Genomic DNA, 12,373 nt, shown 5'->3' with positions numbered 1-12,373 from the left:
CTCGGCAATCCTTTGTCCCTTCTGGTTGCTCGGAGGAGAAATGACGCAACGGCGCCTGCTGCTGCGCGACATGGTGCGCATTCGGTGTGTGGAGGAGGAACTGGCCGACGTCTACCGCGACGAACAGGAAATGCGGACGCCCGTCCACTTCTCCATCGGCCAGGAGGCGACGGCGGTCGGCGTGTGCGCCGCCCTGCGACGCGTGGACGTGGTCTACGGCGGACACCGGTGCCACGCCCAGTACCTCGCGAAGGGCGGTGACCTCACCGCCATGGTCGCGGAGCTCTACGGGAAGCAGAGCGGCAGCGCGGCCGGCCGTGGCGGATCCGTCCACCTCACCGACCGGGCCGCCGGATTCGGCGCCTCGTCCGCCATCCTCGGAGAGATGATCTCCGTCGCCGTCGGGGCGGCCTGGTCTTTCGCCCTGCGCGGTGAATCACGGGTCGCCGCCACCTTCTTCGGCGACGGCGCCTCCGAGGAGGGCGTCTTCCACGAGTCGCTGAACTTCGCCGCTCTGCACCGCCTCCCCGTCGTCTTCGTATGCGAGAACAACCAGTACTCCCTGTCCTCGCCGCTGCCCGCGCGCCAGCCGCCGGGCACCAGCATCAGCGGGCGCGCCCGCGCCTACGGGATACCCGCGCGACGCGTCGACGGCAACGACGTGTTCGCCGTCTCCGAGGCCGCACAGGACGCCGTGCGGCGATGCCGCCGGGGAGACGGGCCCGCTTTCCTGGAACTCGACACCTACCGCTGGCGCGAGCATGTGGGCCCTCATTGGGACTACGACGTCAGCGGCCGCCCGAAGTCCGACGTCGACTCCTGGGTCGCGCGCTGTCCCATCCGCCGGGCGGCGGAGACCCTCAGCGCGTCCGATCCCGGCATCACGGACGAACTCGCCGCCTGGACACGGGAGTTCCGCGCCGAGGTGCACGAGGCCGTGGCCGCGGCCAAGGCGAGTCCGTTCCCCGCCGTGGCGGACCTGCTCGCGGGCACATACGAGAGCTGACGGGAGAGACCGGCGATGCGGAAGATCACATACTGCCAGGCGATCAGTGAAGCCACGGTGCAGCGCATGGAGGCCGACCCCGAGATCATCCTCGTGGGGCAGGGCGTCGACGACTACAAGGGCGTGTACGGGACCACCAAAGACGCCTTCCAGAAGTTCGGTCCCTCGCGCGTCATGGATATTCCCAACGGTGAGAACGCGTTCGCGGGCATAGCCGTCGGCGCCGCTTCCATGGGCATACGGCCGATCGTCGTCCACACCCGGGACGACTTCATGTTCCTGGCCATGGACGCGATCTTCAACCTGGCTGCCAAGTGGCGTTACATGTACGGCGGCCAGGGCGGTGTACCGGTCGTCATGCGCGGCATCGTGGGCCGCGGCTGGGGGCAGGGCGCCACCCACTCGCAGAGCCTCCAGTCACTGTTCGGGCACTTCCCCGGGCTCCACGTCGCGACCCCGGCCTCGCCCGCCGACGCGAAGGGCCTCCTCGTCAGCGCCCTACAGGCTGAAACGCCCGTTGTGCTGTTGGAGAACCGGGGCCTGTACGGCGTCGAAGGAGAGGTTCCCGAGCAGCCTCTCGCGGTCCCGTTCGGCGTCGGCAGGATCGCGCGCACCGGCGACGACGTCACCGTCGTCGCCGCTTCCCTCATGGTCCACGAGGCGGAGCGCGCCGCCGACGCCCTGCGAGAACAGCACATCGGCGTCGAGGTGATCGACGTACGGAGCATCCGCCCCTTGGACGACGCCCTGATCTGCGCATCGGTGGCGAAGACCGGGCGCCTGGTCGTCGCCGACACGAGCTGGGCCCGTTACGGATTCGCGGCGGAGGTCGCCGCCGTGGTGGCCGAGAACATCCACGACGCGCTCCGGGCACCGGTCCGCAGAGTCACCCCGCCCGACTGCCCGGCCCCCGTGTCATGGCCACTGGAGGAGGCGTTCAACCCGAAGGCGGAGACGATCGCCCGGGCCTGCCTGGAGACCCTGCGCAGCGATCGTCGTTCCGTACCGAAGCTACGGGACGTCATGTCGGGGTTCACCGGACCGTACTGAGGGCGCGATCCGGGAAGTCGAGTGTGCTCCGCCGGAGAATCGTCTATGGTGGGAAGCGTGTGAGATTCGACAGTGACCTCTGCGACGCGGCGCTGGGCGTAACGCCCCTAGCGGCCTCTTGTTGGGCTGCCCGGCGGGATGACTCCCCGGGAAGGGCTCGGCAGCGCTGTTCGTGTGCCCCTCAGTCGTCGCGGACGAGAATCCCCGGCCTTGGCTCTGTCCTTGCCCTCGGTCTTTCCCCCCGTTGCGCCGCATTCGTCTCTTCGGCGGGTTTCCCGTGGCGTCGGCCGTGTTCCTTACCGCCCGTGTGCGCCCGGGCCCCCTGTCGGCGCCCCGCCCACGGCCCCTCCCGTGAAAGGATCCACATGACTCATTCCGAAGGTTCCACCGCCCAGCAGCAGCGCGCCCAGGCCCTGATGGACGAACGCCTCGCGCCGGTGGGCACCGACGGTTTCGACGGCGAGCAGTACGACCGTGAGGAGCGGGCCGCGCTGCGCCGGGTCGCCGGTCTCTCCACCGAGCTCTCCGACGTCACCGAGGTGGAATACCGGAAACTCCGCCTGGAGCGGGCCGTGCTCGTCGGGGTCTGGACATCGGGCACCGCGGACGAGGCCGAGAGTTCGCTCGCCGAGCTGGCCGCGCTGGCGGAGACGGCCGGCGCCATGGTGTGCGACGGGGTCATCCAGCGGCGGCAGAAGCCCGACCCGGCGACCTACATCGGATCGGGCAAGGCCGTCGAGCTGCGGGAGATCGTGACGGAGGCCGGCGCCGACACCGTGGTCTGCGACGGGGAACTCAGCCCCGGCCAGCTGGTCCACCTGGAGGACGTCGTGGGCGTCAAGGTGGTGGACCGTACGGCGCTGATCCTGGACATCTTCGCCCAGCACGCCAAGTCCCGTGAGGGCAAGTCCCAAGTGGCGCTGGCCCAGATGCAGTACATGCTCCCGAGGCTGCGCGGCTGGGGCCAGTCGTTGTCCCGGCAGATGGGCGGCGGGGGCGGGGGCGGCATGGCGACCCGCGGCCCCGGCGAGACGAAGATCGAAACCGACCGGCGGCAGATTCACGAGCGGATGGCCAAACTGCGGCGGGAGATCGCCCAGTTGAAGACGGGACGTGAGATCAAGCGCGAGGAGCGGCGGCGCAACCGGGTGCTGTCGCTTGCCCTCGCGGGCTACACCAACGCCGGTAAGTCCTCCCTGCTGAACCGGCTCACAGGGGCCGGAGTGCTGGTGGAGAACGCGCTGTTCGCGACCCTGGACACGACCGTGCGCCGGGCGGAGACACCGACCGGCCGCACGTACACCATCGCCGACACCGTGGGGTTCGTACGGCACCTTCCGCACCACCTCGTGGAGGCGTTCCGCTCCACCATCGACGAGGTCGCGGACGCGCACCTGGTGCTCCACGTGGTGGATGCGTCGCATCCCGAGCCGGAGGCACAACTCGCCTCCGTCCGGGAGGTCCTGCGCGAGGTCGGCGCGGGCGAGATCAAGGAGGTCGTGGTCCTCAACAAGGCGGACGCCGCCGACCCCGACGTCGTGACCCGCCTGCTGGAGGCGGAACCGGGCTCGATCGCCGTCTCCGCGCGCTCCGGACAGGGCATCGAGGAACTGCGGGACCTCATCGACGCCCTGCTGCCGCACCCCGAGGTGGAGGTCGAGGTCCTGCTCCCCTATACCTCGGGCGATCTGCTCTCGCGAGCCCACGAGGAAGGCGAAGTGCTGTCCGCCGAGCACACCGAGCGGGGCACCCTGCTCAAGGCGCGGGTGAGCCCCGAGCTGGCGTCCGCGCTACGGGCGTACCCGCAGCCGTGAGCCGGGGACGGGAGGGCCGGTCCACCGCCGGGCCCTCCCGCTCGCTTCCGCCGCTCCCGCACAGTGACGGTGCGGGGCAGACCTCACTCAACCCGCGACGATCAGAAGGACTCCTGAGTGCCGACAGCGCAACTCTCTCTGCAGGACATCACCAAGCGTTATCAGGACCAGGTCGTACTCGACCGGGTCGGTTTCACGATCAAGCCAGGCGAGAAGGTCGGTGTCATCGGGGACAACGGATCCGGCAAATCCACCTTGATCAAGATCCTCGCCGGGGTCGAGCAGCCCGACAACGGCCTGCGGAACGTGTTCGCGCCCGGAGGCGTCGGCTATCTCGCCCAGACGCTGGAACTACCGCTGGACGCCACGGTGCAGGACGCCGTCGATATGGCCCTGGCCGACCTGCGGGAACTGGAAGAGGGGATGCGGCGGACCGAGGCAGAGCTGGCCGAGCGGCCCGCTCAGGCAGGACACGATGCCGAACTGACCGCCCTGTTGGAGCGCTACGCGGCCCTGGTCGACCGGTACCAGGCCCGTGGCGGCTACGAGGCCGACTCCCGCGTGGAGATCGCGTTGCACGGGCTCGGGCTGCCGGGGCTGGCACGCGACCGGCAACTGGGCACCCTGTCCGGCGGTATGCGCTCACGTCTGGCCCTCGCCGCGACACTGGCCTCGGAGCCCGAACTGCTGCTGTTGGACGAGCCGACCAACGACCTCGACGACCGGGGCGTGGGCTGGCTGGAGGAGCACCTCCGCAAGCACCGGGGCACCGTCGTCGCGGTCACCCATGACCGGTTGTTCCTCGACCGGCTGACCACCACGATCCTGGAGGTCGACGCCGGCAAAGTGGCGCGCTACGGCAACGGCTACGAGGGCTATCTCACGGCGAAGGCCGCGGAACGGCAGCGCCGGCTGCAGGAGTACGAGGAGTGGCGCGCCGAGCTCGACCGCAACCGGGAGCTGATCGAGTCGAACGTGGCGCGGCTGGACAACATTCCCCGCAAGCTGCCGTTCGCCATCTTCGGCCATGGCGCCTTCCGGTCGCGGGGCCGTGGGCACGGCGCGATGGTCCGCATCCGCAACGCCAAGGAACGCGTCACCCGGCTGACCGAGAACCCCGTCGCGCCTCCCCCCGAGCCGCTGACATTCTCCGCCGACATCACCACCGAGGCCACGCAGCCGCAGGAGACGGTGGCCGAACTGACCGACGTGCGGGTGGGCGGCAGGCTGAGCGTCGACTCCCTGCGCCTCGCACCCGGAGAAAGACTGCTGATCACCGGCCCCAACGGAGCCGGCAAGACGACACTGCTGCGCGTGCTGTCGGGGGAGCTGACACCGGACTCCGGAACCGTGCGGGTGACGGGCAGGGTGGGGCACCTGCGGCAGGAGCAGACGCCCTGGGCACCCGGCCTGACGGTCATCGAGGCATTCAGCAGCGGGCGGGTCGGCACCCGCGACGAGCACAGCGAGGCGCTGTTGTCGCTCGGCCTGTTCAGCCCCGACGATCTGCGGCAGCGGGTGGAGGAGCTGTCGTACGGCCAGCGGCGCCGCGTCGAGCTCGCCCGCCTGGTGACCGAGCCGGTGGACCTGCTGCTGCTGGACGAGCCCACCAACCATCTGTCGCCTGCCCTTGTCGAAGAACTGGAAGAGGCCTTGACGGACTACCAGGGCGCTGTGGTCATCGTCACCCACGACCGCCGCATGCGATCCCGCTTCGACGGCTCCCACCTGACGCTCGACGGCGGGCGCGTCACCGAGTTCATCACCTCAGGATAGAAACCACGCGAGGTGCTTTTCACATGACGGAGATCTCACGCATCGCCCTGACGGAGTCGGCGGCCGACCTGATCCGCCGGCTGCGGGCGGAACACGGGCCGTTGATGTTCCATCAGTCGGGCGGCTGCTGCGACGGCAGCGCGCCCATGTGCTATCCGCTGGGCGAGTTCCGTACGGGCGCGTCCGATGTGCTGCTCGGCGAGCTGGAGGTGGACGGGGTCCAGGAGCCGGTGGGCTTCTGGATGTCCGCCTCGCAGTTCGAGCGGTGGCGGCATACGCATCTGACGGTGGACGTGGTGCCGGGGCGCGGCAGCGGATTCTCGCTGGAGGCGCCGGAGGGCGTCCGCTTCCTGATCCGCTCCCGGCTGCTGGACGCGCCGGAGTAGGGCACGCGGGCGGGCCGGTCGACCGGCCCGCCCGTACCTCCGTACGTACGGGGCTCAGCTGGCGTCGGCCAGCGCCAGGGTGTGCAGCCGCTCCGGGGGGCCGGGGCGGGCGTAGTACCAGCCCTGGGCGGTGTCGCAGCCCAGCATCCGCAGGTGCTCGGCCTGCACCGCCGTCTCGACGCCCTCCACCGTGACCGCCAGGTCGAGCGTGTGGGCCAGCGAGATGATGCCCTCCACGATCTTGACGTCGACGGGGTCGGCCGGGGCGCGCTGCATGCCGCGGGTGAAGGAGCGGTCCAGCTTGAGGGTGCTGACCGGGAGGCGGCGCAGATACGAGAGGTTGGAGTAGCCGGTGCCGAAGTCGTCCAGGGCGATGTCCACGCCCAGGTCGGCGAGTTGCCGCAGCGGCCGCAGGGCGTCCTCGTCGGCGCCGATGAGGTCGTTCTCGGTGACCTCCAGGCACAGGGCGCTCGGGCTCAGTCCGGCGTTCTCCAGGACCGCCACCGTGTCGGACACCAGCGTGGGGTGACCGAGCTGGCAGGGCGACAGGTTGACGTTGACCCGCAGTCGCTCGGCGTCGCACTCGGCGGCGTCCTGCCAGGCGCGGGCCTGCCGGGCGGCCTGCTCCAGCACCCAGCGGCCGAGCGGCACGATGAGGCCGGTGTCCTCGGCGAGCGGGATGAACTGGTCGGGGCCGAGCACCCCGTGCACCGGGTGGAGCCAGCGCACCAGCGCCTCCGCGCCGCGTACGGTGCCGTCGGCGAGCCGTACCAGCGGCTGGTACTCGATGAAGAACTCGCCGTTCTCCAGGGCCGACGGCAGCCCGTTGCTGAGGCTGTGACGGGCGATCACCCGGGCGCTCTCGTCGGCGTCGGCGAGTTCGTAGCGGTTGCCGCCCGCGGCCTTGGCCCGGTACATGGTGATGTCGGCGCTGCGCAGCACCTCGGCCCGGCAGATCTCACCGGCCCGCCCGTCGACGACGCCGATGCTGGCCCGTACCCGCAGCTCCCGTCCCTCGACCTGGACGGGGTCGGCGAGCGCGGCGAGCATCCGGCGGGCCATCGCGGTGCCGTCCGCCTGCGCGGCGGGCCCGGTGACCAGGGCCAGGAACTCGTCGCCGCCGACCCGGGCGATCAGCTCGTGCGGGGAGGTCACGCACCCCTGGAGCCGTTCGGCGACGGCCCGCAGCATCCGGTCCCCCGCCACGTGCCCGAGGCTGTCGTTGACGGCCTTGAAGCCGTCGAGGTCCAGGTAGCACACGCCGAAGCGCTGGGCGTCGGCCGCGGCGGCGAGCACCTGGTCGAGGCGTTCCAGGAGCAGCGTGCGGTTGGGCAGCCCGGTCAGCTCGTCATGGGTGGCCTCGTAGCGCAGCCGTTCGCGCAGCAGCCGGTGCTCGGTGATGTCCTCGGCGAGCGCCAGCTGGTACTGGGGAGCGCCATTGGAGTCGCGGAGCAGGGTGACGGTGAGATTGGTCCACAGCACGCTGCCGTCGTCGCGGTAGTGCGGCTTCTCGATGCGGAAGTGGTCGCGTTCGCCCGTGACCAGCTCGCGGTACAGCTCGTGGACGCCCGGCGCGTCGTCGGGGTGGACGAACTCGGTGACGTTGCGGCCGGGCCGGAAGAAGGAGGCTCCGCCGAACATCCTGGCCATCGCGTCGTTGACGACGAGGACTTCGCCGTCGAGCCCGGCGATCCCCACACCGATCGCCGCGCCCTCGAACACGGCCTGGAACTTGGCCTCGCTCGCGTGCAGCGCCTTCTCGGCCTCGATACGGGCGGTCAGCGCGGCGTGGGAGAGGGCCTTCCGCTCGTCGCGCTCGCGCTCGCGCAGCTCCCGCACGAAGCCGGCGGCGAGCGCGTGTTGCAGCCGGGCGCAGCGGGCCCGTACGTCCTCGTCGCCGGTCGTCCGGTCCGGCGAGGAGTAGAGCACCAGATAGGCGTCGATGACGCCCAGGATCGCGGGCAGTGCCTCGGGTTCGGCGCACTGGGCGTCCACCAGCGCGGCGCCCACCTCGTAGGCGTCGGCCGTGTCGAAGGGGGCGGTGCGCAGGGCCTCGCTCAGCCGGCGGGCCAGCGGCAGCAGATAGTCCTCGAACTCGTCAAGGGTCATGGCGGTGGCCGCCATCGGGTGGACGGCCCGGCTCCAGATCGCCGCGAACCGCCGCAGCCTGCCGTTGTCCGCCTCGGCGTCCTCGACGTCCTCGGCGCCGTCCCGACGTCTCGGCCCGCCCGGCGTCGAGGTCATATCGCACGCCTCGCCGGAGGGACGCCACCTGGGGCAGGTTCGTTTTCGCCTGTGGCGTCGATGTCCGCGCCTGTGGCGTAGATGCCCGCCGGCCGCCAGGTGGCTTTCAAGTCCCGCACTTCCTTCGCCCTCTTCCGGCTTTCGGGGCCGCCCTCGGGGTCGTCCGCGTCCTCGGGGCAGTGGAGCACGACGAAGAGCGGCAGGGCAACCCGCTGCTGAGGCGAGATTACTGATCAACCGTTGGCTGAGGAAAGGAAAAATGGACATTGGCCATCCGGATGTACGCGCGAAGAGGGGAGAAGCCGGGAGAAGCCGGGCATCGGTCGGCGGCGCCCGGGTGGGGCGCCGCCGTGGGGAGGGTGGGTTCGGTGGGGTTCAGCGGTTGCGGCTGCGGAACCCCCAGCCGGATGTGCGGGTCTCACCGGTCTCTTGGGACTCTTCGGCCCCTTGGGACTCTCGCATCTCCTGGGACTCCTGAATCCCTCGGGTATCTTGCTCCCCTTGTGCCCCTTGGGGCTCCTGGGCCTCTTGGTAGCCCCGGGTTTCCTGGGCTGCCTGGGCTCCCTGGGCCTCGGTGCCCCTGGCGGTGGGCTCGCCGGTCATGCGCGTCCCCGCGTTCTCGATCTCCCCTCTCTCGGTGATCTCCACATGACGGGGTTTCACGGCCTCCGCCTTCGGGACGGTGATGGTGAGCACACCATCGGCCATCCCGGCCCTGACGGCCTCGGTGTTGACCTCGGCGGGCAGCAGCATCCGGTACTCGAAGCGCCCGGTGCGGCGGGTGCTCCGGCGCAGCACGCCCTCGCGCTCGCGTTCCCCGATCTCGCCGGAGACGGTCAGCTCCTGGCCGCTCACCTCCACGTCCACGTCCTCGCGCCGGACGCCGGGGAGGTCCACCTCGACCCGGTAGGCGTCGTCGGCCTCGCTGACGTCGGCGGCGGGCGCCCAGGCGGTGAGGGCTGGCGGGGTGGCGCCGACGGTGGATTCGAGGAGTCCGCCCATCTGGCTGAGCAGTTCGTCGAATTCCGCCAGGGGGTTGCGGCTCCAGCCCCGGGGGCGTTCGAGGGGGCCTGCGCCCCGGTGTCGTCGGACGGGCATGCTCATCGTCCTTCACCTCCGTGGTGATGGTTCTCGGCAGGTCAGACCAGGGCCTCGTGGACGTAGCACCACCGCCATTCCTCGCCCGCCTCCAGGGGCTCGACGATGGGATGGCTCGCCGCGGCGGCATGGGCGCGGGCGTGCTTGAGCGGGGAGGAGTCGCAGCAGCCGACATGTCCGCAGGTCAGGCAGAGCCGCAGATGCACCCAGGGCGATCCCAGGCGCAGGCACTCCTCGCACCCCTGCGGGGTGTTCGGGGCGACCGGGCGCACCATGGACAGATGCGGGTCGGACTCGATGGCCATGGCGTCGCCCTCCTCGCCGTAGCGGATGCTCGCGTCGCCGCCAGTGGCCGGACCATTGACCGGACCACGTGCGGGACGGAGGCCCACGCCGTCAGGGTGACAAGGCGGGACGAGGGTGTGCCTGCGCCCCCGAGGTCGAAAATACGACCCTGAATTCACCCTCTTGTGGTGATTCGCCGGGATATGGGTATTCCGGTAGGGAGGGACGCGCCGAGGACGCCCGGAGTGACCGCATGGCCCCATCAGGTGTCGCCGATGAGCTGATGCTGCGCTGTCTGACGATGTTCGACAGCCAGGACGAGACGGAGATCTTGCGCCGGGCGATGGCCCAGGTCAGCACGGTCGGCCCGGGCCGCGCCGAGGCGGGCTATCTGCTGCTCGGCGGCGGCTTGGTGCGCTGCCCGGACGACGGCCACGGCCACCGGGCGACCTCGGCCCTGGACGCGCGGGTCAGGGAGCTGGCGGGCCGGGACGGGCCGGTGCGCTTCCCCCGGCGGGCCTGGGGGTGGGCGTTCGCCCTGCGCGAGCCGGACGGACTGCGTGAACCGGAGAGGCCGCGCGAGCCGGACGGCCTCCCGGCACCGGACAGGCCTGTACCGGGCGGGCCCGCACCGGGCGGGCTCCGGGGCGCGCTGGTGGTCAGCTCCCGGGACCGCCCCGGCGAGGAGGAGCGGTTCCTGCTCTCCCTCCTGGTGCACCAGACCTCCGCGGCGCTGTCCATCGCCGCCGCCCACCGCCGGGAGCGGGCCCAGGCCGCCGAGCTGCGCCGGGCCCGGGGCGAGCGGGAGGCGATGCGGCGGCGGCTGGACCGCGCCCTCTCCGACCTGGGACATCTGCGCGAGGTGCACGACGCCCTCGCCCGGGCCGCCGCCCGTGGCGACGGCGAGGCGGGGATCGCCCGGGCGCTGCACCGCGTCACCGGGCTGCCCGCCGCGGTCGAGGACCGGTTCGGCAACCTACGGGCCTGGGCGGGCCCCGGGCGCCCCGATCCGTATCCCAAGCCCGATCCGGCGCAGCGCGAGGAGCTGCTGCGCGACGCCGCCCGCCGGTCCCTCCCGGCCCGGCTGCGGGACCGGCTGGTCGCGGTCGCCGCGCCGCGGGGCGAGCTGCTGGGCGCGCTGTGCCTGGTGGATCCCGAGGCCCGGGCCGACGAGCGGGCCGTACGCGCCCTGGACCACGCCACGGCCGCGCTCGCCCTGGAGCTGGCGCACCGGCGTCAGCTGGCCGAGCTGGAGCTGCGGCTGCGCCGGGAGCTGGTGGACGATCTGCTCACGGGCGCGGACGACACCAGCGCATACGCCCGCGCCGAGGCGGTCGGCCACGATCTGCACGGTCCGCACCATGTGGTCGCGGCGCGCTGGGCGGACGGACCGGCGGACGACGGGTTCCTGCGGGCCGTCGGCCGGGCGGCCTCGGGGCTGGGGCTGCGGGTGCTGCCGACCCGCCGCTCCGGGACGGCGGTGCTGGTGGTGCGGGGCGGTCCGGCCGAGCGCGCGCTGCACACGGCGCTCAGCCGGGAGCTGGGCTCCCCGGCCGGGGCGGTCGGGGTCGGCGGCCGCTGCGACACCCCGCAGGAGGTGCCCCGTTCGTACCAGGAGGCGCTGCGCGCGCTGGAGGTACGGCAGGGCTCGCACAGCGCGTACGGCATCACCTTCTTCGACGATCTGGGCCTGTACCGCATCCTGCGCACCGGAAAGGATCAGCGGGAGGTCGAGCAGTTCGTACGGGAGTGGCTGGGCCCGCTGCTCGACTACGACGCGAAGCACCACACGGCCCTGGTGGAGACCCTGACCGCGTACTTCGACCGCGGCGGCAAGTACAGCGAGACGGCCGCCGCCCTGGTCGTCCACCGCTCCACGCTGCGCTACCGGCTGCAGCGGATCCGCGAGATCAGCGGCAGCGATCTGACGGACGTGGACAGCAGGCTCAACCTCCAGGTGGCCACCCGCGTCTGGAAGATCATGCGGAGCGGGCCCGAGTGAACCGCTCCTCGGCGGGCACTCGCACGGACGGTCCTCAGCGAGGAGGTGGGCTCCGAGATGAGCGAGAAGCACACGAGCGACAAGAACACGAGCGTGGTGCGCAGCCTGCTGGACCGGCAGGGCACGACGTACGCGGCCGAGGCCGGTATCACCCTGCGGAACACCCCCGGCTCCCTCTACCAGCTGCTGGTGCTGGCCCATCTGCTGTCCGCCCGGATCAAGGCGGACATCGCGGTGGCCTCCGCCCGCGCCCTCTTCGACGCCGGAATGCGCGATCCGCGGAAGATGGCCGACGCCACCTGGCAGCAGCGCGTCGACGCGCTGGGCGAGGGCGGCTACCGCCGTTACGACGAGCGGACCGCGACCCAGCTCGGCGAGGCGGCCGAGCTGGTGCTGCGCGAGTACGACGGGGATCTGCGGCGGATGCGCGAGGCCGGGGACCCGAAAAAGCTGCTGCGGGAGATCACCGGCATCGGTCCTTCCGGGGTCGACATCTTCCTGCGGGAGGCGCAGGGCGTCTGGCCGGAGTTCGCGCCGTACTTCGACCGCAAGGCGCAGGAGGGCGCCGAGCGCGTCGGCCTGCCGAAGAGCGCCGCGTCCCTGGAGAAGCTGGTGTCCGCCAAGGACCTCCCCCGGCTCGCCGCTGCCCTGGTCCGGGTGGCGCTCCACGCCGACGCCGCCCAGGAGGTGCGCGCCGCCGCGTAACCCGCCG

10 protein-coding genes are annotated in these 12,373 nt (G+C 71.6%); 7 read left to right on the top strand and 3 right to left on the bottom strand.

The features are described 5' to 3' along the window. Positions 1 to 40 precede the first annotated feature (40 nt). The 5 genes from ACFZCY_RS22530 (at position 41) to ACFZCY_RS22510 (ending at position 6,032) form a co-directional block, all read left to right on the top strand. Positions 41 to 1,006, top strand: coding sequence for a thiamine pyrophosphate-dependent enzyme (locus ACFZCY_RS22530; RefSeq protein ID WP_391175845.1), 966 nt, complete (start codon positions 41 to 43; stop codon positions 1,004 to 1,006). A 15-nt stretch (positions 1,007 to 1,021) separates the two neighbouring features. Then, positions 1,022 to 2,056: a transketolase C-terminal domain-containing protein gene (locus ACFZCY_RS22525; protein WP_391175843.1), complete on the top strand. Its 1,035-nt coding sequence runs from the start codon at positions 1,022 to 1,024 to the stop codon at positions 2,054 to 2,056. A gap of 365 nt (positions 2,057 to 2,421) precedes the next feature. Beyond that, positions 2,422 to 3,870, top strand: a complete 1,449-nt coding sequence (gene hflX / locus ACFZCY_RS22520; RefSeq protein WP_391175841.1) for a GTPase HflX — start codon at positions 2,422 to 2,424, stop codon at positions 3,868 to 3,870. Between the two features lie 117 nt (positions 3,871 to 3,987). Continuing rightward, complete coding sequence (gene car(A), locus ACFZCY_RS22515) at positions 3,988 to 5,646, top strand: ABC-F type ribosomal protection protein Car(A) (RefSeq protein WP_391175838.1); 1,659 nt, start codon at positions 3,988 to 3,990, stop codon at positions 5,644 to 5,646. Positions 5,647 to 5,669: 23 nt separating this feature from the next. Beyond that, the gene (locus ACFZCY_RS22510) at positions 5,670 to 6,032 is read left to right on the top strand and encodes a DUF779 domain-containing protein (RefSeq protein WP_391175836.1); all 363 of its coding nucleotides are present in this window, start codon (positions 5,670 to 5,672) and stop codon (positions 6,030 to 6,032) included. A 54-nt stretch (positions 6,033 to 6,086) separates the two neighbouring features. On the opposite strand, the gene ACFZCY_RS22505 is transcribed toward ACFZCY_RS22510, so the two are convergent. The 3 genes from ACFZCY_RS22505 to ACFZCY_RS22495 form a co-directional block, all read right to left on the bottom strand. Further along, positions 6,087 to 8,276 carry an EAL domain-containing protein gene (locus ACFZCY_RS22505; RefSeq protein ID WP_391175833.1) on the bottom strand — a complete coding sequence of 730 codons (2,190 nt, stop codon included), beginning with the start codon at positions 8,274 to 8,276 and terminating at the stop codon, positions 6,087 to 6,089. Positions 8,277 to 8,651: 375 nt separating this feature from the next. Beyond that, complete coding sequence (locus tag ACFZCY_RS22500) at positions 8,652 to 9,374, bottom strand: Hsp20 family protein (protein WP_391175830.1); 723 nt, start codon at positions 9,372 to 9,374, stop codon at positions 8,652 to 8,654. A 41-nt stretch (positions 9,375 to 9,415) separates the two neighbouring features. Continuing rightward, the gene (locus ACFZCY_RS22495) at positions 9,416 to 9,679 is read right to left on the bottom strand and encodes a UBP-type zinc finger domain-containing protein (protein ID WP_361475547.1); all 264 of its coding nucleotides are present in this window, start codon (positions 9,677 to 9,679) and stop codon (positions 9,416 to 9,418) included. A gap of 233 nt (positions 9,680 to 9,912) precedes the next feature. On the opposite strand from ACFZCY_RS22495, the gene ACFZCY_RS22490 reads away from it, so the two are divergent. Continuing rightward, a complete protein-coding gene (locus ACFZCY_RS22490) occupies positions 9,913 to 11,661 on the top strand; it encodes a helix-turn-helix domain-containing protein (protein WP_391175827.1) in 1,749 nt (582 codons plus the stop codon). Between the two features lie 57 nt (positions 11,662 to 11,718). Further along, positions 11,719 to 12,366: an endonuclease gene (locus tag ACFZCY_RS22485; RefSeq protein ID WP_391175825.1), complete on the top strand. Its 648-nt coding sequence runs from the start codon at positions 11,719 to 11,721 to the stop codon at positions 12,364 to 12,366. The last annotated feature ends 7 nt before the right edge of the window (positions 12,367 to 12,373 follow it).

It is taken from the genome of Streptomyces sp. NPDC007983, from assembly GCF_042958345.1.
Taxonomy (GTDB): Bacteria; Actinomycetota; Actinomycetes; order Streptomycetales; family Streptomycetaceae; genus Streptomyces.
The sequence above is the reverse complement of the archived record's forward strand: the minus strand, read 5'-3'. Positions and strand labels throughout refer to the sequence as shown.